At 41.3% G+C, this 24021-nt stretch carries 23 protein-coding genes; 18 read left to right on the plus strand and 5 right to left on the minus strand.

What is annotated here, in order from left to right; all coding sequences use genetic code 11:
* Positions 1-3: 3 nt before the first annotated feature.
* From BC659_RS15430 to BC659_RS15450, 5 genes are all read left to right on the plus strand, one after another.
* Positions 4-885 (plus strand): DUF4249 domain-containing protein, encoded by an 882-nt coding sequence (locus tag BC659_RS15430; RefSeq protein ID WP_133475708.1) that lies wholly within the window; start codon positions 4-6, stop codon positions 883-885.
* Positions 886-963: 78 nt separating this feature from the next.
* Entirely contained in the window at positions 964-1911 is a 948-nt protein-coding gene (trxB, locus tag BC659_RS15435) for a thioredoxin-disulfide reductase (RefSeq protein WP_133475709.1), read from the plus strand.
* Positions 1912-2032: 121 nt separating this feature from the next.
* A complete protein-coding gene (locus BC659_RS15440) occupies positions 2033-2401 on the plus strand; it encodes a dihydroneopterin aldolase (RefSeq protein WP_133475710.1) in 369 nt (122 codons plus the stop codon).
* Positions 2398-3165: a tetratricopeptide repeat protein gene (locus tag BC659_RS15445; RefSeq protein WP_133475711.1), complete on the plus strand. Its 768-nt coding sequence runs from the start codon at positions 2398-2400 to the stop codon at positions 3163-3165. The genes BC659_RS15440 and BC659_RS15445 overlap by 4 nt, the downstream gene beginning before the upstream one ends.
* 27 nt (positions 3166-3192) lie before the next feature.
* Positions 3193-3453 (plus strand): acyl-CoA-binding protein, encoded by a 261-nt coding sequence (locus BC659_RS15450; protein WP_133475712.1) that lies wholly within the window; start codon positions 3193-3195, stop codon positions 3451-3453.
* Positions 3454-3499: 46 nt separating this feature from the next.
* Here BC659_RS15450 and BC659_RS15455 read toward each other — a convergent pair whose 3' ends face one another.
* Together BC659_RS15455 and BC659_RS15460 are read right to left on the minus strand one after the other, a co-directional pair.
* Entirely contained in the window at positions 3500-4165 is a 666-nt protein-coding gene (locus tag BC659_RS15455; RefSeq protein WP_133475713.1) for a hypothetical protein, read from the minus strand.
* An 84-nt stretch (positions 4166-4249) separates the two neighbouring features.
* Positions 4250-5608, minus strand: coding sequence for an MATE family efflux transporter (locus BC659_RS15460; RefSeq protein ID WP_133475714.1), 1359 nt, complete (start codon positions 5606-5608; stop codon positions 4250-4252).
* 78 nt (positions 5609-5686) lie between these two features.
* Here BC659_RS15460 and BC659_RS15465 point away from each other — a divergent pair, with 78 nt between their 5' ends.
* From BC659_RS15465 to rnr, 6 genes are all read left to right on the plus strand, one after another.
* Positions 5687-6523 (plus strand): DUF3822 family protein, encoded by an 837-nt coding sequence (locus BC659_RS15465; RefSeq protein ID WP_133475715.1) that lies wholly within the window; start codon positions 5687-5689, stop codon positions 6521-6523.
* Entirely contained in the window at positions 6520-7065 is a 546-nt protein-coding gene (locus BC659_RS15470; protein ID WP_133475716.1) for an RsmD family RNA methyltransferase, read from the plus strand. Before BC659_RS15465 ends, BC659_RS15470 begins: the two co-directional genes overlap by 4 nt.
* A gap of 81 nt (positions 7066-7146) precedes the next feature.
* Positions 7147-7800: a dethiobiotin synthase gene (gene bioD, locus BC659_RS15475; protein WP_133475717.1), complete on the plus strand. Its 654-nt coding sequence runs from the start codon at positions 7147-7149 to the stop codon at positions 7798-7800.
* Between the two features lies 1 nt (position 7801).
* The gene (locus BC659_RS15480; RefSeq protein ID WP_133475718.1) at positions 7802-8371 is read left to right on the plus strand and encodes a 5-formyltetrahydrofolate cyclo-ligase; all 570 of its coding nucleotides are present in this window, start codon (positions 7802-7804) and stop codon (positions 8369-8371) included.
* Positions 8361-9446: a tetraacyldisaccharide 4'-kinase gene (lpxK, locus tag BC659_RS15485; protein ID WP_133475719.1), complete on the plus strand. Its 1086-nt coding sequence runs from the start codon at positions 8361-8363 to the stop codon at positions 9444-9446. Before BC659_RS15480 ends, lpxK begins: the two co-directional genes overlap by 11 nt.
* Entirely contained in the window at positions 9443-11461 is a 2019-nt protein-coding gene (rnr, locus tag BC659_RS15490) for a ribonuclease R (protein WP_133475720.1), read from the plus strand. Before lpxK ends, rnr begins: the two co-directional genes overlap by 4 nt.
* An 81-nt stretch (positions 11462-11542) precedes the next feature.
* Here rnr and BC659_RS15495 read toward each other — a convergent pair whose 3' ends face one another.
* The gene (locus BC659_RS15495) at positions 11543-12868 is read right to left on the minus strand and encodes a saccharopine dehydrogenase C-terminal domain-containing protein (protein ID WP_133475721.1); all 1326 of its coding nucleotides are present in this window, start codon (positions 12866-12868) and stop codon (positions 11543-11545) included.
* Between the two features lie 185 nt (positions 12869-13053).
* Here BC659_RS15495 and BC659_RS15500 point away from each other — a divergent pair, with 185 nt between their 5' ends.
* The 4 genes from BC659_RS15500 (at position 13054) to BC659_RS15515 (ending at position 19320) form a co-directional block, all read left to right on the plus strand.
* On the plus strand, positions 13054-13782 hold the full coding sequence (locus tag BC659_RS15500) for a head GIN domain-containing protein (RefSeq protein WP_133475722.1): 729 nt from the start codon (positions 13054-13056) through the stop codon (positions 13780-13782).
* Between the two features lie 217 nt (positions 13783-13999).
* The gene (gene gyrA, locus BC659_RS15505; RefSeq protein ID WP_133475723.1) at positions 14000-16648 is read left to right on the plus strand and encodes a DNA gyrase subunit A; all 2649 of its coding nucleotides are present in this window, start codon (positions 14000-14002) and stop codon (positions 16646-16648) included.
* Between the two features lie 12 nt (positions 16649-16660).
* Positions 16661-18046: a hypothetical protein gene (locus tag BC659_RS15510; protein WP_133475724.1), complete on the plus strand. Its 1386-nt coding sequence runs from the start codon at positions 16661-16663 to the stop codon at positions 18044-18046.
* A gap of 113 nt (positions 18047-18159) precedes the next feature.
* Complete coding sequence (locus tag BC659_RS15515) at positions 18160-19320, plus strand: PQQ-dependent sugar dehydrogenase (RefSeq protein WP_133475725.1); 1161 nt, start codon at positions 18160-18162, stop codon at positions 19318-19320.
* A gap of 73 nt (positions 19321-19393) precedes the next feature.
* Here the strand turns inward: BC659_RS15515 and BC659_RS15520 are convergent, their stop codons facing one another.
* Together BC659_RS15520 and BC659_RS15525 are read right to left on the minus strand one after the other, a co-directional pair.
* Positions 19394-19792, minus strand: coding sequence for a septal ring lytic transglycosylase RlpA family protein (locus BC659_RS15520; RefSeq protein ID WP_246027162.1), 399 nt, complete (start codon positions 19790-19792; stop codon positions 19394-19396).
* The gene (locus BC659_RS15525; protein ID WP_133475726.1) at positions 19767-20753 is read right to left on the minus strand and encodes a glycosyltransferase family 4 protein; all 987 of its coding nucleotides are present in this window, start codon (positions 20751-20753) and stop codon (positions 19767-19769) included. Before BC659_RS15525 ends, BC659_RS15520 begins: the two co-directional genes overlap by 26 nt.
* Positions 20754-21011: 258 nt before the next feature.
* On the opposite strand from BC659_RS15525, the gene BC659_RS15530 reads away from it, so the two are divergent.
* From BC659_RS15530 to BC659_RS15545, 3 genes are all read left to right on the plus strand, one after another.
* Entirely contained in the window at positions 21012-21752 is a 741-nt protein-coding gene (locus tag BC659_RS15530; protein WP_133475727.1) for a hypothetical protein, read from the plus strand.
* Positions 21753-22114: 362 nt separating this feature from the next.
* Entirely contained in the window at positions 22115-22744 is a 630-nt protein-coding gene (locus BC659_RS15540; RefSeq protein ID WP_133475728.1) for a TetR/AcrR family transcriptional regulator, read from the plus strand.
* An 8-nt stretch (positions 22745-22752) separates the two neighbouring features.
* The gene (locus BC659_RS15545) at positions 22753-24012 is read left to right on the plus strand and encodes a TolC family protein (RefSeq protein ID WP_133475729.1); all 1260 of its coding nucleotides are present in this window, start codon (positions 22753-22755) and stop codon (positions 24010-24012) included.
* Positions 24013-24021 lie beyond the last annotated feature (9 nt).

Here is a 24021-nt window from a genome sequence, read left to right on the forward strand (position 1 = left end):
AGTATGAAACTTTGGATAGGATGCCTGCTGCTCATTATGACAATGACAGCATGTGAAAGAGATATTGATATTGTTCCCAATCAATCTGCTGCCAAACTGGTGGTAGATGCGGAAATTGAAAACAACCGCCCCCCCTTTATTGTATTGAGCCGTTCGCTCAATTTCTTCTCCACCATCGATTCAGCAGAACTGCTTAATTCATTCGTACACAACGCAACAGTGAGTATTCAGGAAGGGAATACGGTGTATGCTATGAAAGAATATCAGGTAAGGGGCCCCAATGGCAACCGCATTTATTATTACAGTAATGATCCGGCTAATACACAGTTACTCTTAGGACAACAGGGTAAAAAGTATAAACTTACCATTACATCAGATGGAATCACTTATACCAGTGAAACCGAAATTCCTTTGCTCACCAAAACCATGGATTCGCTCTGGTGGAAAAAAGCACCCAATAACCAAGATACCACCAAGGTAGTACTGATGGGCAGGGTAACGGATCCACCCGGACTGGGAAATTATATCCGCTATTTCACGAGTGTAAATAACCAACCTTTTCTGCCGGGTGGTAACAGCGTATTCGATGATAATATCATTGACGGCAAGACTTATGAAATACAGATAGATAAAGGTGTGAACCGGAATGAAGAAATTGATTTTGAAGAATATGGATTCTTTAAAAGGGGAGATACCGCAACCGTGAAACTCTGTAATATATCCAAAGCTACCTATGATTTCTGGCGTACCTGGGAGTTCAGTTTTCAGTCAATCGGAAACCCTTTTTCCTCACCCGGTAAAGTCATTGGTAATATCAACAATGGGGCACTGGGTGCTTTTTGCGGATATGCTGCCCAATACAGAACCCTGATTATCCCCAAATAAACCCTGATTGTGTAAAACAGAAACCACATTACTGCAAGGGTTCTATAAATTTGTTCGTCTAATAATAAAACAATAAGTATGGCAAGTGAAGCAACAGAAAAAGTACATGTGCTGATTATAGGTTCAGGGCCGGCAGGGTATACTGCCGCTATCTATGCTGCCCGCGCAAATATGAAACCGGTATTATACCAGGGTATTCAACCTGGTGGACAGCTCACAATAACAACAGAAGTAGAAAATTATCCCGGTTATCCGGAAGGTATACAGGGACCTGAAATGATGGTTCATTTTGAAAAGCAGGCTGCCCGTATGGGGGCTGACATCAGATATGGACTGGCTACTAAAGTAGATTTCAATAAACAACCTTATCGTGTTGAAATTGATGAAGAAAAATGGATTGAAGCAGATGCAGTTATCATCAGTACGGGAGCTTCCGCTAAATGGCTGGGGCTTGAAAGTGAACAACGTTTAAATGGCTTTGGTGTAAGTGCCTGCGCCGTTTGCGATGGCTTCTTCTTTAAAGGTAAAGATGTTGCCATTGTCGGAGCAGGAGATACCGCAGCAGAAGAAGCACTGTATTTGTCAAAACTATGTACCACTGTACACATGTTTATTCGCCGTGACCAGATGCGAGCCAGTAAAGTCATGCAGGATCGTGTGTTGAATGCACCCAATATTAAAGTGTACTGGAACACAGATACAGATGAAATATTGGGAGAAAAGAAAGTAGAAGCTGTTCGTGTGAAAAACAACCAAACCAACGAAACCCAGGAAATACCCATCAGTGGTTTCTTTGTTGCCATTGGTCACCAGCCCAACAGCGATATTTTCAAGGGCTGGATTGATATGGACGAAACAGGTTATATCAAAACCATTCCCGGCACTACCAAAACAAACCTCGAAGGTGTGTTTGCTGCAGGTGATGTACAGGATAAAAACTACCGTCAGGCTGTAACCGCAGCGGGTAGTGGTTGTATGGCAGCACTGGATGCGGAACGTTACCTAACCTCAAAAGGACTGGCCTGAGAAACAGAGAAACAGCGGAATAAGAAATAAGGAATAAGAAAGTATTTCCTTTTAAAGGTAGCTTACTACCATTGCTTATCTTTCTTATTCCTTATTTCATATTCCTTATTTCATATTTTCTATGTTGTCAATTCATCTTCACCAATTACAAATACATGCTTTTCACGGGCTGTATGAAGAGGAAAAGGTATTGGGCAATGACTTTGTAATGGATATCAGTGTTGATTACCATCCGGCTTCACTGCCTGTAAAGGAAATAGGGGAAACCATTGATTATGTGTCACTCTATGAACTGGTACAAAAGCATATGAAGAAGGCTACTCCCTTACTGGAAACAGTGATTTCCAACATAGCGCTCGATATTCTGGCACAATTTTCTCTGTCAGAACAGGTAAATATCTCTATCCGGAAATTACACCCACCCATTGCACAATTTCAGGGAGCAACTGGCGTGTCACTTTCCATTCATCGTAAAGACCTACCCTCATGAGTATAAGGATCAAAAAATGGATTGGCATTGGTTTACTTGCATTTTCAGTTCATATCATCCATGCACAGGATATTAATATACTCCTCAAAGAAGCCAATAATCTGGAGCGGGTGCAAAAAGATAATGAAGCCCTTGATAAATACAAACAGGTACTCGGTATAGAAGCCACGAACCTGAAATCGCTGGTACGTGCCGCTGAATTAAGTGTATCCCTCGGAGCAAAGCAAACCGACAAAAACACTAAACGGCTGTATTATGAAACAGCGCTTTCTTATGCAAAGAGGGCCTGGCAGGCAGACAGCAACAATGCTGATGCGCCTTATGTGATGGCTATGACATCCGGTAAAATGACGGATGTGGAAACTGAAAACAAACAGATCGTAGCTTATGTGAAAGATATATATCAATATGCAGATAAGGCCCTCTCATTAAATGCGGATCACGCCAAAGCAAATTATACAATGGGTAAATGGCACTATGAAATGGTAACTTTATCGGGCTTAAAAAAAGCAGCTGTAAAACTGTTGTATGGTGGTTTGCCACCCAGTGATCTTGATAAGGCCATACAATACATGGAAAAATGTAAAAGTCTTGATCCCTATTTTGTAGCAAATTACCTTGATCTGGCCAAAGCCTATAAAGAAAGCCGTCAGCCGGCAAAAGCGATTGAAGTACTGAACAAACTTGTAAAATTACCGACCCGCACCGGCGATGATGTGGCACTGAAAGCAGAAGGTGCGAAATTGCTGGAGTCTATGCAATAATTAAGATAACCTTGTTAAAACCTTATTATGTCATTACAGGAATTATTTACAGCAGCTGTTGCCAATAGTAAAACACTGACTGAAAAACCCGATAACGAAACTTTATTGAAATTATACTCGCTTTACAAACAGGCTACCGAAGGCGATAATAACGAAGCAGCCCCTGAAAATATGTTTGACTTTGTAGCGAAGTTTAAACATGAAGCTTGGGCGAAATTAAAAGGGCTCACAAAAGAAGATGCCATGCAGCAATATATCGACCTTGTTACAAAATTAAAAGGTGCGTAATAAAAAAGCCATCTGCCTCAGGCAGATGGCTTTTTTATGGTTCATTTTATCGTAAAAGATACCCTACACCAATCGAAAGGTTATTGAAGGGCGTTCCCGCAAAGCCACCTGTAAAACTCACAGCATTGGTTCTGGATTGATTTACTATCTGGCCGGAAGTATTATAGGATTTTATACGGGAGTTATTATAAGATAATTGTCCCAGTGAAATAATATTTGCCATGAATACCCATCTTTTTTGTGTCTGATAAAGAAGTCCTAAACTTGCGGATACACCCACTGAAAAGGAATTGCTGGATGCAGAAAGAATTGAATTATTCCTGTTTTTCCCCTGGCCTATACTAAAACCACCTGTAATCGGAATGCTGAGATAAAATCTGGATGCGAGGGGTGATAACATGGTACGCCCCAACGAAAGGCCTATCTGATTATTCGAAAATTTGCTGATATTACCACTGCCATTGTCCTGTTTATTGGTTGTATATGTATAGGATAGCTGAATACTATTGTACCTGGTTGCGGAGCTGAATTTTGATGCGGAAAGATTTATACCGGTGCTTAAACCGGAGATTTTAGCATTGGTATTTATATTTTTTTCCGAACCATTGTTAAAAAAAACCTGACCAGATAATAAACGGTCATTTTTTTGAAATTGTGCAAAGCTGGCCGTTGTAAGAATAGATCCGATGATCAATAGTGGTATTTTTTTCATAGTATATTTTTTGCTAAGAAATAACATCTGGCTTATTTATACCCATCAATAGGGGTTATTTAACAATTGATTATCGGGTGTCTTTTACATTTTATGCGACTTCCATCTTCCACTACGCATATACCATAAAGAAGGAATCAGCAAAGTCATCCAATATATCCCTTCGCTGGCCCAGCCCCAGCCAATGGGTAATTTTAATTTTTCCAGTGTGGTATAAACATAAAGGCAATACAAGATAATAGCAGCAATTTCGCTGTATAGGTTCACTTTTGTATTGCCTGTTCCTGTAACCGCATTCAACCAGATAACGGAAACAGACATCAATACCAATGCCATTGAAACAATACGCATTACTGGAATCGCAGCATCTATAAATGCCTGATCCTGTCCATATAAAGATAAAAATGCCTGTGGGAATATATTCAGGAGCACACATACCAGTACTGCGAATCCAACGCTCCATTTCATGATTTTACCAACCAGTTCTATTACCCTGTGTTGCAGCCCCTGACCAATAATATTACTAACCATACTGTTGGTGGTAGCTCCAAATGCCCAGGTGAAACAACCAAAAAAACCGAATATATTACGCATGGTGTTAGAAACCGCAAGATCTCTTTCACCATGGTGTTCAATTAAAATATAGAAAAATTCCCAGCTGATGATACTGATGGCCATCTGTAAAATAATCGGGAAGGATATTCTCAAAATGAGTTTACAGTTCTCCCAATCGTAACGAATATTTTTAAACAATGCTAACCTTTGACCCATCCCCTGAAGATGTATAACCAGAAAAATAACAACCAGGCCGGCAAACTCAGCAATAATAGATGCATAGGCTGCACCATTAAAACCCAGTTCAGGAAGCCCCAGTTTTCCATAAATCAATCCATAATCAAAATAAATATTAGCAATGGCTTCCATAGCTGTACCGAATATCAGAAAACGGCTTTGATTGGTGCCAACCAGTAACGCATTGCGCATCTGATAGATGTATAAGAAAGGTAAGCCCAGTATGCGGATATTCAGAAAATCAACAGCCATTCGTACCCTTTCTGTATCATGAAGGGCAAAACGAAACAGAAAAGGCGCTATAAACCAGGTAAGCAAAATACCCGCAATGGCAAATACAATCGATATCCTGATACCCTGTGAGAAAAGGTTTCCAATCTGATCAATCCTGTTTTCACCCGCCCGTCTCGAAATAAGTGCCTGAAGTCCATTATTGAGTCCGTGACCAATGACAGCAAAAATCAGGTAATATACACCCGTAATACCAGCTACTGCCAGCTCTTTTTGTCCTAATCCACCCAAAAAAATATTGTTGGTAATAAAATTAATCTGGGGCACTACAATAGATGCGGTAATAGGCAGGGCAATACTCAGTATTTGCCGGTTACTGATAGAAACCTGTAAATTGATATTTGATGTATTTGCTGCCATGAACGGCGCAAAGCTACTATTTAAACTCTTGTACAACTCAGGGGCTTTTTTTATATCATTGCAAACAATATTGATGCTATGGCAAGAAAAACATGGGCATACTATCCATCTACACCCATTGCAGCCTTACAAGGGCATAAACTTCGCGTAGAAATAGGATCTCATTATGTGGCCTGTTCCGTTTCAGAAGAGGAACAGCCGATTGCTTTTGAGTTTTTTGAATTGGATAACGACATCAATGAATGGAGTGATATTATTTTTGAAGTAAAAAGCAATTCTCTTTTATTAAACAGTCATTCCGGAAGTGTAGATATCCGCTATAATTTCAAAGAAGTGTTGCTGGTGCCGATGGAAAAATTAACCAGTGCAGCCGCCGCTGATTACCTGACGCTGATACATGGTAATGCATTGAACCATGAAATAAAACATGATAAAATTGCTGATCAGGCAGGTATGCTTACGATTTACCGGGTTAAGAGTAGTATTGTTGATCAGGCTCTCCGTCATTTCCATCTGTTTCAGGCGCAACATGTATATACAGACATTATTAACCAACTGCTGATACGCACCGATCTGACGGATAAGTTTTTAAAAATTCAGGTGTATCCGAATTCTTTTATTGCGGTTTTAATGATTGGCAGACAGGTACAAATGATTCAGACATTTAGTTTTGAAACAACTGAGGATATATGTTTTTACCTGCTCTCTATCTTGAAAGAATATGCAGCGTCTGTAAACGATACTTCACTTGAAATGAGTGGTTTTATAGAGCCTCATGGAGAGTTGCATAGAAGATTACAGCAACTTTTTAATAACAGGCATTTTCATAATTTACAGGAGACGGCTGTATTGTCTGGCATGCTTGAACATAATCACCCACATACATTCACTCCATTTTTTAATAGTACCACATGAGGATTATTTCCGGAAAATGGGGGGGGAGGAGGATCAGCCCACCTGCCAATATGCCACATACCAGACCCACAACCGATATCGCCAAAGAAGGGTTATTCAATATTCTCCAGAACAGAATGGATTTTGAGGGTGCTAAAACACTGGATCTTTTTGGTGGTACCGGTTGCATCAGTTATGAGTTGGCCTCAAGAGGCGCTAATGACCTAACCATTGTGGAGAAGGATGCCATTATGCATGCATTCATCAAAAAGAATGCAGAAATGCTGGGTATGCAAAACCATAAGATATTGAAGATGGATGTCTTTGCTTACTTAAACAGTTGTACAGAAGATTTTGATTTCATCTTTGCAGGACCTCCCTATGCACTGGGAACGATTGATGAAATTCCTAAAATCATTGTAAGCCGTAATATGATCCGTTCTGGCGGATTTTTTGTACTTGAACATACGCCACGTAATAATTATGAAAAATTTGAAGGCTTTAGCTTTCAAAGAAATTATGGAACGACTTTATTTTCATTTTTTATAAAAAAAGAAGTGTGAATGATGAATGGTCAATGGTGAATAGAATCCTCGCCATTGACCATTGACCATTGACCATTCACCATTGACCATTGACCTCCCATGCCCCGACCCATACTCATCACTGGAATTGGTACCGATATAGGTAAAACCCTGGTGGCAGCTGTTGTAACCGAGGCATTACATGCCGATTACTGGAAGCCTGTGCAGGCAGGTTATGAAACAGGGACCGATGCGCAAACCGTTGCATCGCTGATCAGTAATGCTGATACCATTATTCATAAAGAAGCCTATTGTCTTTCAATGCCTGCATCCCCACATATAGCTGCGGCTAATGAGGGTATAGAAATTGATATGGAAGTGTTACGTAGCCATTGCCAATCTATTTTACAAAGTATGGATAACAAACCCCTGATAGTGGAAGGTGCTGGAGGGCTGCTGGTGCCTTTGAATAAAAAGGAGACCATTGCAGACCTTGCCAAAGCCATTGATGCCAGGATCATATTGGTGAGCCGGAACTATCTGGGTAGTATCAATCACTCACGCCTCACAGCGGCTTATTGTAAGCAGGCAGGATTGGATGTGATGGGATGGATATTCAATGACCAGTATCTGGATTATGAAAATGAAATCGTTGAGTGGACCGGTTATCCATCACTTGGAACAATTGCGTATCTTGAAAATAAAGATTCCGCTGTCATTCAGCAATATGCGGAATCAATACGTTCTGGTTTGTATCAAGTAATCGGGAGTTAGTATGACCAAAAAGCAGTTGCGTCAACAGTATAAAGCTGAACGACAAAAAATTTCAGCCAAAGACCGCATGCGGATGGATGATCTTATGCTTATTCGATTTCAGCAGATACCCATAGGTAATTGGCAAACCGTTTTGAGTTATGCTCCCATGGAACAATACGGAGAGCCTAATATATCTTTATTTGAAGGCTACCTCGAACATTTTATTCCGCAGCTTCAATTTGCCTATCCGGTAAGCGACCTGCAGAATCATACTATAACAGCTCATCTTGTTTCTGAAACAACCCTGTTCCAGCAAAATGAATGGGGTATCGAAGAGCCATTATATGAACCTGTTTTGGATCCGGAGCAGATTGACCTTGTATTTGTACCTATGTTGGTTTGTGATACCCATGGCTTTAGGGTAGGATATGGGAAAGGCTTCTATGATCGTTTCCTGCCGCAGTGTCGTCCTGATACTGTTACAATCGGATTCAGCTATTTTGAGCCGGTTGATCTCATTACAGACACCCATGAATTTGACGTACCTTTACAATACTGTATTACGCCGAAGGAAGTCTATGAATTTTAATACCCTTTTCCTGAAATCATTCCGAGTATTGCTCTTGCCTGTTGCATTGATTTATGCACTTGTCATACGCATCAGAAACTGGATGTTTGATAAACATTACCTGAAATCGGCAAAATTTAATTTTCCCCTCATCTGTGTAGGTAATCTTGCGGTAGGTGGTACTGGTAAATCGCCCATGGTAGAATATCTTTTACATTTACTCTCTCCACAGTGTAAAGTAGGTACACTCAGCAGGGGATATAAACGCAAAACAAAAGGATATGCATTGGCCAATGCCAATACTACAGCACTTGAAATAGGGGATGAACCGATGCTGTTTCATATGAAGTTCCCGAATGTGCCTGTAGCGGTTGGAGAGGAAAGGCTGGTAGCCATTCCTCAATTATTACAGGATGTTCCGGATCTGCAGGCCATTATACTGGATGATGCTTTTCAACACCGCTCTGTGGATGCCGGATTCAATATACTCCTCACTGAGTACAGTAATATCTATGTACATGATTTCTATCTACCCACTGGCGATCTGAGAGATGAGAAAATGTCTGCCAGAAGAGCTTCTGTAATAGTGGTTACCAAATGTCCGCAGGATCTGAGTAATGAAAGAAAGCAGCAAATCATACGAAGTCTGAAACCCAGGGCGGATCAGAAAGTGTTTTTTACGAGAATAGCATACGGTATCCCATATCATATTTTTAATTACGATGATGAATGGCTGCTAACACCAAGAGATGAGGTTTTACTGGTGTGCGGCATTGCCAATCCAAAACCGTTGAAAGATTACCTGCTGGAAAGAACACATACTTATTATCAGCAGGATTATTCAGATCATCATATATTTTCAATCGACGACCTGAATGATATCCGTAGAAAGTTTGAACAGATACAGGCCAAAGAAAAAATTATCCTGACTACAGAGAAAGATGCAGTTCGGTTGATGAAGTTCAGTGAAGAACTGGCTAACCTGCCAATGTATGTTTTGCCCATCCGTCACGAGTTTTTGTTTGGAGAAGGTGAACAATTTAATACCATGGTTACTGATTTTATCAGGAACTTTAATTACAAGTCAATGACATGAGTAAGAAACCATCCAAACAAAAGCAGAAACAGCGGCAGAAGCAAAAGTCATCACAGGTACAGGTACTGAAAGGAAAACTGGAAGTAACCCGTTCCGGCATGGGTTATGTGGTCATTGAAAATGGAACAGGAGATGTATTGGTTCGCCCCGGTGATTTCATGAATGCGCTCAATGGAGATATCGTAAGAGTGAAAGTGATAAAAGAAAACAGCCGTACGGGAAAAAAAGAAGGTAAAATTACAGAAGTAGTAACCCGCCGTCAAACAGAATTCATTGGTTATGTCCAGCTATCCACCAATTTCGCATTTTTTGTGCCGGATACTGATAAACCCATGCCCGACCTCTTTATTCCGCTTTCTGCACTGAATGGGGCGAAACATAAAGACAGGGTAGTGGCCAGGCTGGTAAAGTGGGACAAGGATGATAAAAAGCCTGTTGGTGAAATTGTGGGTGTTATGCAACCCGAGGATGAGAATGATGCGGCTATGAAAGAATTACTGGCACAAGCTGGTTTCCCGCTTTTCTTTTCAGAAGATGTACTGGAAGAAGCAGAAAGACTACCGGAAGTATTAGATAGCGAGGAACTCAAAAAAAGAAAAGACTGTCGCGATATACTCACTTTTACCATTGATCCGGTTGATGCAAAAGATTTTGACGATGCACTTTCCATACGCTTACTTTCTAATGGTATCTATGAAATCGGCGTACATATTGCAGATGTTAGCTATTATGTAGAACCCGACACAGAGCTGGATGAAGAAGCGTATAAAAGGGCTACATCGGTGTATTTGCCAGACCGTGTAAATCCGATGTTGCCGGAAAAAATTTCTAATGAACTCTGTTCTCTGCGGCCTCATGAAGACAAATTCACCTTTTCGGCCATTTTTCAGATGAATACCAAAGGAGAGATCAAACAGTATTGGCTTGGCAGAACAGCCATTCATTCCGATCATCGTTTTACGTATGAAGATGTGCAGGAAATCATCGAAAAGAAAGAAGGTAAATACCTTGATGAAATATTGCTGCTGAATGATCTGGCACAAAAAATGCGAAAAAAACGCTTTAGTAAAGGAGCTATCAATTTCTCCTCACAGGAAGTGCGTTTTAAACTGGATGAAAAAGGTAAGCCGGTGGGTATTGTTGTAAAAGAAAGTAAAGAAGCACATCAGTTGATTGAAGAGTTTATGTTGCTCGCTAACAGAACTGTAGCGGAAAACATTTCGAAAATCCAGATCAATAAAAAGCCGCTTCCATTTCCATACCGTGTTCACGACCAGCCCGATACAGAGAAACTGATGCCCTTTATGGATTTCGCCAAAAAATATGGACATAAATTTGATCTGGGCTCACCCGAATCCATTGCACGCAGCTTCAATAGTATGCTGGAAGCTGTCAGGGGCAAACCTGAACAACATGTGTTGGAGCAATTGGGAATACGCACCATGGCAAAAGCCATTTATACCACCGAAAATATAGGCCATTATGGTCTGGCTTTTGAACATTACTGTCATTTTACTTCACCGATCAGAAGGTATCCGGATGTATTGGTACACAGGGTACTTGAGTCTGTATTAAAGGGTAAACCCCTGGTCGATAAAAAAATGGAGGAAAAATGTAAGCACAGCAGCGACCGGGAAAGGGCGGCCATGGAATGTGAAAGAGCAGGTAATAAATACAAGCAGGTAGAATATATGCGCGATTACCTGGGTGAAACTTTTGAAGGGGTGGTGAGTGGTGTTTCGAGCTTTGGCTTCTGGGTGGAAACCGTCGCACATAAATGTGAGGGACTGGTGAGTCTGATCAGTTTGTCTGATTATGATGATTTCCGTTTAATTGAAACTGATTATAGTCTTGTAGGAAGAAGAAGCGGCAGAACCTTCCGTATGGGCGATAAGGTGATGATCAGGGTAGTGGCTGCCAATCTTGAAAAAAGACAGTTGGATTATGAATGGGTATTGGGAGGAGAGGAACAAAACCAAAAGTCAAAAGGAAAAAATCAAAAAGGAAAAAAATAGAAACATAAATGATCAAGTCTTCCCTGCGTTTCTCAAAGGGAAAGAGGAATTTTAAAAATCAAACATCAAGAAATCGAGAATTCAAGAATTAAGAATCTGTTGTTCCTGAAATAGAATGCCTTCCTGCTTCAATACTGTCAGAACGGGTTCATAGATAGCTGGCGTAACCGGTATATGCAAACCTCTTTCTTTGAGAGATCCATCAGCAATCAATACGGCAGCAATAGCCAGTGGTAGGCCCACGGTTTTAGCCATTGCAGTACGGAGATGGTTTTCTCCTTTTACCACGAGACTGCTTTTTACGGTACGTGATTTTCCATCCAACAGGTAGGTAATTTCGTGCAACATTACGATCATATCCTTATCAGTTGGATGCAGCAACCAGCTCTCTTCCATTCTCCATTGCAGAATATCGGCTGCACTACATTTGCCTTTGTTGATCGGCTTCTCAGAAAAGAATCCCAGAAAACTAAACTGTTCATTCAGTAAGGGATCATTCATGTATGCATCAAAACATTCCTGAAGTTTGTTTTGTGCAAGATGTTGTTTTAAAAAATCCTGTATCGGTAATCCATCTGTATCATACCATAAAGATTCATCGGTTAACTGCAGCGCAACTATGGCAGCCCATCCCTTGCAGAAATCAGGGTGGCGTAAAGTAGTTCTCAGAAAATTTTTTACTTCCGGTAATGCATACAAATCTATATAAGCCAGCGAATCACGATTGGCATAGTAAGACAAAGTGCCGAGAGAGGGTATTGAAACACTTGTATGCTGACGGAACAAATCAGCATAGCTCAATTTTTTCTCTGTTCCATTTTCTCTGTAAATCGCGCCTGCTTTACCTGCCAGTACAACATTCCGTGGATTCCAGCTTATTTTGTAGTGCCAGGGATTGTTGTCGCTTTCAGGTGCCACCAGGCCACCACAATGTGAATACAAGGAGGTGATATCTCCCCCTTCCGCTTGAATGCGGTGAATCAGTTGCATGGCACTCATATGGTCAATACCCGGATCGAGTCCCATTTCGCATAAAAACAAAATGTCCTTATTCCTGACCTCCGAAGCCAATGCTTTGATGGCAGGGTCTGCATAGGAAGCTGTGAGTAAATGCTTACCGTATGCTAAGCAGTCTTCTGCAATAGGTAGATGTAAAGATGGGGGCATGAGGGAAATGACCACATCGGCATCCTGAATGAGGCTAGCTCTTTTGCCGGCATCTAAAATATTCAGTTGTACAGCCTTGCAGCCATCAGCTGTACCCAGTTTATCCTCGACTGTTTGCAGGTCGCTGTCTGCAACGGTTAATTTCCATTGATGCGCAGTCGTCTTTTGTTTGAGATAGTCAATCAAAACAGTGGCAGATTTGCCTGCGCCAAAAACGAGAATATGTTGGGTGGTGAGCATGGGTGCAAGCTAAGAAAAGTCGGGAAGACAGAAAGTCCGTAAGTCGTAAAAACCGAAGTAGAAAAACGGTAACACATCAGAACGATCATCTTCCGTACTTCCCTGTCACCCCGACGAAAGAGGGACGGACTTTCAGACAAGTTGTAACTTTTCCGTTCCGGTTCCGTTACACTAAAAAATAACGCATGAAAAAACTGATCATTCTGATGATGGCTTGTTTCGCCATAGGCATACAGGCCTGGTCGCAAAAGACCGTTAGAGATGCCAATGTGCAAAAAAGAAACCTGAAAGGATTCCATGCCATCAGGGTATCACATGGTATAGATTTATACCTTAGCCAGTCGGCTGAGGAAGCGGTAGCGGTAAGTGCCGACAAAGAGGAGTATCGTGATAAGATTATTACGGAAGTGGAAGATGGGGTGCTGAAAATTTATTATGAAAAGGAGAATAGTGGCTGGAGTTGGGGTGGCAGTTGGGGTAATAAAAAGTTGAAAGCTTATGTATCGGTAAAAACACTCGACAAATTATCAGCATCCGGAGGATCGGATGTGTTTTGTGAGGACCAGATAAAAGCCACAGATCTGAATATTCAGTTATCGGGTGGATCTGATTTGAAGGGCAATTTTTCCTGCAACCTGCTTTCTCTGACGGCAAGTGGTGGAAGTGATGCAGATATAAAGGGGAAAACAACCACGCTTAAAATAAGTGCTTCGGGGGGTAGTGACGTAGATGCCTATGCGTTGAGTAGTGAAACCTGTCAGGTACATTCATCAGGAGGTAGTGATGTGAATGTAAATGTGAGCAAATCCATAGATGCGCATGCCAGTGGTGGAAGTGATATTCATTACAAAGGCTCACCTGCCGAAACCAAGATCAGCAAAAACGGCAGTTCAGATATCCGGAAAGTCTTATAGGCAGTTTATTTGAGTTAAGATAGCAACCCCGGAACCGATACTGAAACAGTGACGGTTTCCGGGGTATTTTTTTATGCAGTTTTGTGGATAAAACCCCTTAAAAAACAAGGCTTTTTACACCCCTTTCACACCCAAAAAAGCTATCTTCGCCAACCGGCAAATAAATAGGGTAAAACCAGCCGGAAACAACCGAAAATTCAGCACGAGACCAGAGAATATGGAAGAAAATCTGCTACCCGAACAGACGAATGATAATGACCGGATTATACAGGTCAATATCGAAGAACAAATGAAAACGGCCTATATCGACTATTCAATGTCGGTAATCGTAGGTCGTGCATTGCCCGATGCCCGTGATGGCTTTAAACCTGTACATCGCAGGGTGTTGTATGCTATGAATGAGCTGGGCAATAACAGCAACAAGCCTTATAAAAAATCTGCCCGTATTGTTGGGGAAGTAATGGGTAAATATCACCCGCATGGTGATTCATCCATTTATGATACCCTGGTACGTATGGCGCAGGACTGGACCATGCGTTATACCCTCGTAGATGGTCAGGGTAACTTTGGTAACCAGGATGGAGATCCGCCGGCAGCCATGCGTTATACAGAAGCTCGTCTGCAGAAAGTGGCAGAAGCTATGCTGGATGATATTGAAAAAGAAACGGTCGATTTCCAGCTCAATTTTGATGATTCACTGGAAGAGCCTACCGTATTACCATCCCGTATTCCTCAATTACTGGTGAATGGTTCATCGGGTATTGCCGTGGGTATGGCAACCAATATGATGCCGCATAACCTGAGCGAAGTGGTAGATGGATGCGTGGCCTACATTGATAATAAAGAAATTACCGGCGAAGAACTGATCGCCCATGTAAAAGCACCCGATTTCCCAACAGGTGGTGTGATTTATGGCATGGAAGGCGTTCGTCAGGCATTATTAACCGGTCGAGGAAGGGTAGTGGTGCGTGGTAAATGCCATGTAGATACCAAGGCCAGCGGACGTGAGCAGATTGTCATTACAGAAGTTCCCTATCAGGTAAACAGAGATCAGCTGACAGACCGTATTGGTCAGCTGGTAGTGGATAAAACAATAGAAGGTATTGCGCACGTAAACAACGAAAGTAATAAACGCGAAGGTACCCGTATCGTACTTGATCTGAAGCGTGATGCAGTTGCTCAGGTAGTCATCAATCAGTTGTATAAGTACACCGAACTGCAAACCAGCTATGGTATCAATAATGTGGCACTGAGTAAGGGGAAGCCCAAAATCATGAACCTGCGTGACCTGATCGTGGAGTTTATAGATTTCAGGATGGATGTGGTTATACGTCGTGCCAGATTTGAATTAAGAAAAGCGGAAGAACGTGCCCATATTTTAGAAGGTTACCTGAAAGCACTGGATCATCTGGATGAAGTGATTTCGCTGATCCGTGCCAGCAGAACACCCGATGAGGCCAAAGAAAGCCTGATCAAAAAAAGTCAGGAAGGCAAATGGTTGCTTAAGCAGGAACTCTTCAGCGACCTTACCAATGAATTATATACACAGGCCGAAGGTTTATCAGAAGCCCAGGCCAAAGCCATACTGGAACTCCGTTTACAACGTTTAACAGGAATGGAGCGTGAGAAGATTATTGAAGAATTCAATGGTCTGATCAATACCATTAAAGAATTGAAAGCTTTGTTAGGCAGTGAAGACCTTCGTTATGCACTGATCCGCAAAGAACTGCTGGAAGTGAAGGAACAATTTGGCGATGCCCGTAAAAGTGAGATTCAATACCTGGCAGATGAAATGCGTATCGAGGACCTGATTGAAGAAGAAGATGTGGTGATTACGATTTCGCACCTGGGTTATATCAAACGTACTTCCGCATCTGAATACCGCCAACAACGCAGAGGTGGCAGGGGCGCAGTGGGCTCTAAAACAAGGGAAGAAGATTATGTGGAGCACCTGTTTGTAGCTTCAACACATGATACTATGCTGTTCTTTACAGAAAAAGGACGTTGTTACTGGATGCGTGTGTATGAAATTCCTGAAGGTGAAAAACAAAGTAAGGGCAGAGCCATTCAGAACCTCATTCAATTACCGGGCGATGATAAGGTAAAAGCCATTATTGATGTGAAGAACCTGGCTGATAAAGACTTTGTTCAGCAACATTATATTGTGCTTTGTACCAAAAAAGGTATCATCAAAAAAACTTCGCTGGAAGATTTCAGCCGTCCGCGTGCAAATGGTGTGAATGCCATTACTATTGTGGAGGGTGATGAATTACTGGAAGCAAGAATGACAGATGGTAAATCTGAAATCATGCTGGCAGTGAAGAGCGGAAGAGCCATCAGATTTGAAGAAGAAAAAGTAAGGGTAACTGGTCGTGGCGCTATTGGTGTAGCCGGTATTGAAGTGGATGATGAAAAAGATGAAGTAATTGGCATGATCTGTGTAAATAAGGAAGATACCACCAGAACCATTCTGGTAGTAAGTGAAAAAGGTTTTGGTAAGAGAACAGCCATTGATGAATACCGTATCACCAACAGAGGTGGTAAAGGTGTGAAAACCATTAATGTTACCGATAAAACAGGAAGTTTAGTCGGCATTCTCTATGTTACTGAGAAAGAAGATCTTATCATTACATGTAAATCAGGTATAACCATCCGTACAGGTATCAATGATATCCGTGAAGCCGGAAGAGCTACACAGGGTGTGAAACTGATACGTATTGATGACGGAGATGAAATTGCAGCGATTTCACAGATTGAAGAAGATGATGAAGAGAGCGAAGTAACTGAACAGAACCCTGTTACGGAAAATACCGGTGAAGAAAACCCGGAAAACAATGAATCAAATTCGAACGAAAACCAAGAATAAAAACCTCCCTTTATGAAGAAGCTTTTATTGCTTTCCATGATTGCCATGTCGTTGCAGTTTGCTACTGCACAGGATTATAAAAAAGTGCAGAATGCTTTTTTATTAGGCCGGATTGAAGATGCTAAAACGGAACTGGACAAATTACTGGCCGATCCTAAGACCCAGGCACAGGCACAGCTAAAACCTGAAACCTATGTGTGGAAGGCTAAGATCTATGCGTCTTTCTTTAAAGACAAACAACTCAGTGCGAAATATCCAAACGCTGAAACAGAAGCTGCTACTGCGCTGAAAAAGTATGAAGAGCTGGATCCTACCTATGCCGTCATCAAAGAAAAAGATGGTATCGGAGCTTATTTCGATATGTATGCTACTTTGGTTGCACAGGGGAGTAACCGCTTCGCTCAAAAAGATTGGTCAAATGCAGGTCAATCATTTGTAAATGCCCTGGCTTATATTGACCAGATTATCGCCAATAAGTGGACCAGCAATACGATTCCGATGGATACCACTTCGATACTCTATGCTGCCATCTGTTTTCAGAATGCAAAGGAACTGGAAAAAGCTTCCATTTATTATAGAAAGATTGCCGATAATAAAATAAACGATACCAACTATGTAGATGTATATCGCTTCCTGGTTGACTACTATACACGTGGTAAAAAAGACGAAAAGCTGTTTTACAATTATCTGGGTATCGCCAGAGAAGTCCATCCTTCATTAAAGGAAGAGTGGGAAAGCTACGAGATGGATTTTATTGATACCTACGACCTGAAAGCAAAGACCGAACTGTATGCGAAAGAAGAAGCAGCAGGTACACTTACCGAAGCAAAATATATTCAGTACGGTAGTGCTTTTGCCAATGCTAAAATGAAAGATGATATAGATAGTGCCAGTGCAGCAATGTACAATAATAAAGCATTGGATGCCTTTAAAAAAGCATTCGCTAAGAATGATAAAAGCGCTATTGCCGCCTTTAACGCCGGTGTCATCTGTTATAATAATTTTGGTGAACTGGACGACAAAGTGCGTGATAATATCAGAACCGTACAACGTATCAATGCGGAGAAACCCGTTGAAAAAGATCCTAAAAAGAAAGCTGCCGCAGATGCCAAGGTAAAAGCTGAAACAGAGCCCTACCTCAAAGCCAATACTGCGCTGGAAGCACCTATAGCTCAGCAGGTAGACCAGGCCATTGAATGGCTGGAGAAAGCTTACCTGCTTTTAAAAGACAAAGCCAACAGAACCAATAACGAGAAAAGTGTGATCAACAAATCTGTTGACTGGTTAGCGAATTTATATAGCTATAAGCGTGATAAAGTAAGAGGTAAAGACAATGCCGCTTTTGATAAATACGAGGCGAAATTTAAAGAATATGATGCTATGCATAGTAAATTCTAATCGCTTATAAATTTTTCTTAAAAGCTCCGTTTTTATAACGGAGCTTTTTTATACCCCCCAACTATGGGTATCTTTAATATGGCTATATCGCCAGATATTAATATCCTTTTCTTATGTTAACCAGAAGGCAAGCTACTATTGGTTTTTTTTACTGTGTACTGCTATTCAGTTCCTGTAATGGATCAAACGATACCACCACCGTTATTCCAGACGGAACCTCACCGAATTTGAAAACCACTACATTGGTGAATAACCATGAAATTATCTGGGGGATGGACTTTTTGCCCAATGGCGACATTTTGTTTACCGAAAAACGTGGTCGGATATATCGGTATACGGTTGCGGGTGTTACAGAAGAGTTGACGGGCGTGCCTACAGGTATCAACACCAATGGACAAGGCGGTTTGCTCGATATTAAAGTACATCCTTCCTATGCCAGTAATGGCTGGATCTATATTTCTTATGCCATCAATCATACAGGAGGCGGAAGTCTGTTAAGGCTTACCCGGTTTAAACTGAATGGTAATGCCATTACAAATACAGAAAATCTGTTTACGACCCAAAGCGCCAATACCTGGTATGGACATTACGGAAGTCGTATTGTGTTTGATAGTGTGGGTATGCTTTACCTGAGTATAGGAGAGGGTGGTACACTAAGTTATGGTGGTGCAAGTAGTGCTAACCAGAATGCGCAGGATACCAAAAACGACTGGGGAAAAGTGCACCGTATGACCGACGATGGTAAAATACCTTCGGATAATCCTGTATTGCCGGGTAATACAGCGGCTACTACCGTGTTCTCATACGGACATCGCAATCCGCAGGGAATGATATTTGATCCCGTTAACAACCGTATCTGGGAAAACGAACATGGGCCGATGGGTGGCGACGAAATTAACCTGATACAAAAAGGCAATAATTACGGATGGCCATTGGTATGTTATGGTAAGAACTATGATGGTGTAGCCGTATCTTCAAATCCAACCGCACCGGGTATTACCAATCCTACAAAATACTGGGATCCATCTATTGCGCCCAGCGGATTAGCTGTTATCACCAGCAACAATTTCAAAAGCTGGAAAGGTAGTTTGTTGACGGGTTCACTGAAATTCAATTATGTGAGCAGGGCAACCCTACAGGGCGATAAAATTACAGGAGAAGAAAAAATACTGGAAGGCATTGGCCGTGTACGCAACATCAAACAAGGCCCCGATGGCAATATCTACGTGTCAGTAGAAGGGCCGGGGAGAATTATTAAAGTTACTGCAGAATAATGCTATCGCAGATGTCAGATATCAGATCAGATGTCAGATTTGATGTTATAAATCTGATATCTGACATCTGCCATTAATTTTTCCGGTATTTCAACTGCACTTCCGCAACTCCTTGTTTTTTCATATCAATTTTCTGCGCGGCTTTTTCACTGAGGTCGATGATGCGTCCTTTCACAAACGGACCACGATCGTTGATGCGAACCTTTACGGTTTGTCCGTTATTCAGGTTTTTTACTTTTACAACGGTGCCAAAAGGAAGGGTTTTATGTGCGGCGGTGAGTTTGCGTTTATTAAAAGTTTCGCCATTGGCTGTTTTCCGGCCATGATAACCATCTCCATAATAAGAAGCCATGCCGGTTTCCGTAATTTTCTTAGCACAGCTGCTAAATGCAAATACACAAATAAATAAAAAACACCATAGGCTATTACCCATATGCCATACGCTACTATTCGAACGGAAGAAATTTTTCATACTGTATTTCTTTCAAAACGGGCGGATGGGGGTTTAAAGTATGTCCGTTCATTACTTTTTCATATTTCGAGAGATAAGCACGCATCATTTGTTCCGAAGAGAAATGAGCCATGGCATAATCATGGCAATATTGTTTATCGTAGCTATCGATATGGGACAATGCATCAGACAGTTCACCTGAAATAGCAGATAAGAAACCGGTTCCGGGTTGTACAATTTCAGGAAGTGAACCATAGGGTGTGCCAAAAACCGGACAACCGAAATACAGACTTTCAATCAATGCCAGCCCAAAGGGTTCATGCCAGCGAACAGGGAATAACATGGCTTTGGAACCTCGTAAAAGCTCATTCTTTTCTTCACCGCCTTTCATGCCATGAAAACGTACATGCCGATCAAAAGTAATACGGATTCCCTGGTTAAAATTGAAGCGGTACCCGCCAATTACATGCAGTGGTAAACCTGCTTTTCGGGAAACTGCAATGGCGCCCTGCACATTTTTTACCCGCCAGGCCGCATCACCCAGGAAATGAATATAGGAGCGTGGACGGGAGAGTGCCGGATCACCATAATCATCCGGATCAATGCCATTATGCACAAAAGAATCTGAACAAAACCGCGCTGCATGGTTGCCTGAAACAAATACCGTATTTACCGGCAGCGGAACCTGTACATTCAGGTTACCATGCATGGTCATGATATGTGGTAATAAAGGTTCTTCATTCACCGTATGATTGAGGTGGATGATATCGATGCCTTTGTCTTTTGGTACCTGCTCATTAAATGGAAGTGATGGATTGAAGGGGTACACCTTTGCAAAGGGACAACTCGAACCATGTGGTACCAAATAAGAAACCTGATGACCTGCTTTTGCCAATGCTTTCCCTAACCACCAGATTACACGTTCGGTACCACCATATTTCAGGGCAGGAATGGGGGTATTATTTACGATCAGGATATGCATAGGTGTAAAATTACGGAAGGGATGGCAGATCGCAGATGTAGGATCTCTGATGTCTGATTTGGATAGTTATTTAGTTTTTTTCTTCAAACACCTTGGTAGATGGGCAGTTTGCGCTTCGTATAAATGACTCGAGCTGTTATAAATATTTTATTTGCCTTACAAAAAAATTTTGAAGCCGTATTTGAGTGGCTTTTTGTATTTTGTATATATGTCACCAAAGAAAACTTTCTCTTCCCTTTTTTCTTAAATACACAATCAATGAAAAGAATATTTTTCATTCTATTTCTTCTGCCGTTTATAGGTTTTTCACAATTCAAAGTCACAAGGCCATATGCGAAGTATTACAGTGAGGTGCCGCTAAATGTGTACAAAGAAGCTGCAGGTTTAAATAAAATCGGAGAAATAGCAGCAGGTTCTGGCATCATATTCATTGTTGGCCCCGGAGGTGTAAATAGCTATTTAGTATATAGAAAAGGGGTAACTGGCTACATATCTAAAAGTCATTTGCTTTTTGAAGGGAAAGAGCCTTCATTTAACGAAAACGATTTAGTTGAAGCTATGATCGCTGCAGCAAAAAAGCAAGAAGAAGAGTATGATACCTTCATAAATGCAAAAAAGGAACTGGATCGAATCGATAATGCCCTTAAGAATAAGAAGTTAATGAAAGCCGGGCTAAGTGTAACCTATCCAGGATATATAGATGGAGATTTTTACTGTGGCTATGAAATTTCATTTACTAATTACTCTTCTAAAATCATAAAATATATTTATTTGACATTGTCAGCATTTAATGCAGTAGATGACTTGGTGGTATCGAAAAGATTCACATTAGTCGGACCTGTAAATGTGATGAAAGAAGCTAGTTATATAGACAAGTATGCATTTTCCGGAAATCAAGCAATTTCATATTTCAGAATAAAAAAAATCGAAATCCTTTATACAAATGGAACTCGAAAAGAATATTCTGGAGAAATACTGAAAACTATAATCGTTGATTAATGCGCTAGCTAGTAATTGTTCCATAGTCAAAAACCAAAGAAGCCGCACTATTGAATTTGCTCGTATTTCGCTGTGCGCGATTTAACATAATGTTAATTATAGGATAATTGTAAAACTTAAAATATACTGTTTAGCTCCGTAAAGCATTGATAATGTTATACATATAATAATATAACTAAGGCGGCCATTGATTACCTGAAGCCAGCAATCAAAATGAATTTGAAAAAGGATTTGAGTAAGATGAAAGTCTATCTGATAGATGCTGAGACACGGAAACCACACATTTAGCTATGTAGTCATAACAATTTTTTTTGCTGATATTTTCCGGTTTCATACCTTTGTTAACTAAATGGTTAAACCAAATGGATAATAATCTTGCAGAAAGCACACAAACTGAACCGGGAACTGAACAGAAAATTATGATGGCAGCCCGGAAAGTATTCTTTCAGAAAGGCATGGATGGTGCCCGTATGCAGGATATTGCCAATGAAGCTGGTATGAACAAGGCATTGCTGCATTATTATTTCCGTACCAAGGAGCAGCTTTTCGAGACTATTTTTCAGGAAAGTGCCGGCAGATTTATTCCAAGGGTAAAACAAATACTTGCCTCAGATGACTCTTTCTATGTAAAAATCGATCGCTTTTGTACAGAATACATCACCATGGCCATGGCCAATCCCTTTATTCCCATGTTTGTACTCAGTGAGGCCAATAAGCAATCAGATAGCTTTCTACAGAAACTATTTGGTGGTGCCGCTCCTGATCTTTCGGTTTTTAAAAAACAACTGGAAGATGAAATAAAAGCAGGCCAGGTTCGTCCTATCTCTTTTGAGCAGTTATTAATGCATATGCTCGGCATCTGCATATTTCCTTTTTTGAGCCGTCCGATTTTAAATACACTGCTTCATATCGATAATGAACAATTTATGCAGCTGATGCAGGAAAGAAAACAAGCCGCCACAGACTTCATTTTACACGCAATCCGTAAATAATTTTTTTTATGCGCTATTTAACTAAATGGTTAATCTTACTGCTACCTGCCTTTTCGGTAGCACAAACGCCTTTACAACTGGAGGCCGTTTATGAAAAAGCAAGGGAACATTATCCTTTACTGCAACAGAAAAAACTCGTGCAGCAAACGGCCGCATTGAGTATTGAGAACCTTACCAAGGGAATGCTGCCACAAATCAGTATCAACGGTCAGGCATCTTACCAGTCGGAAGTTACGGCTATCGCCATTTCCTTTCCGGGTGTGACGATCAATCCGCTCAGCAAAGATCAGTACAGACTCACAGCAGACATTTCTCAACTGATTTATGATGGTGGTCTCAACAAACAACAACAGGCATTACAGGAACTCAATGCAGGTATCGAAGACCAGAAACTGGAAGTAGAACTCTATAAACTCAGGGAAAGAATTACACAGGTATTCCTGGGTATTCTTTATATAGATGCACAGTTGAAGCAGGCTGATCTGCTGGCAGCCGATATTGAAACCGGTATGCGGAAAGTGGAAGCCCAGATTGCCAATGGCACTGCATTTAAATCGGGCTACAATGCTTTAAAAGCAGAACGGTTAAAAACAGGACAGCGCATCATTGAATTAAAAGCTACGCGGCGTGGTCTATTATCGGTATTGGGATTGTTTATCCAGGAAACACTGGCGGATGATCAGGTGCTGCTGCAACCCGTACTCACCACCCTATCCGACACCAGCATTACTCGTCCGGAAATCACTCTTTTTCAGCAACAACAGAAATTGATCAAAGGTCAGTCAGCACTCATCGATATCCGCAATAAACCCAGGGCCAGTGCTTTTCTGCAGGCGGGTTATGGACGTCCGGGATTGAATATGCTTAAAAATTCTTTTGAACCTTTTGGTATCGGTGGTATCCGTTTCAGTTGGTCGCTGGGTGGCTGGTACACGGCTTCCAAAGAAAAGAAACTGGCGGGCATACAACAGCAGACAGTACAGTTGCAGCAGGAAACTTTTTTGCTGCAGACACGCACACAGGTAACCCAACAGGAAGCCGAGATCAGTAAACTAAAGGAACTGATTGCGTCTGATGATGAGATCATTGCTTTGCGGGTGTCGGTTAAACAGGCTGCCGCTGCACAATTGGAAAATGGTGTGATTACGGCCAGTGATTACCTGCGTGAAGTAAATGCAGAAGACCAGGCAAGACAACAACTCAACACACATAAAATACAATTAATACAGGCACAGGCAAACCTCAGGCTGATCGCCGGTCATTCTTAAAACAAGCAT

The sequence above is a fragment of the Sediminibacterium goheungense genome, from assembly GCF_004361915.1.
Taxonomy (GTDB): Bacteria; Bacteroidota; Bacteroidia; order Chitinophagales; family Chitinophagaceae; genus Sediminibacterium; species Sediminibacterium goheungense.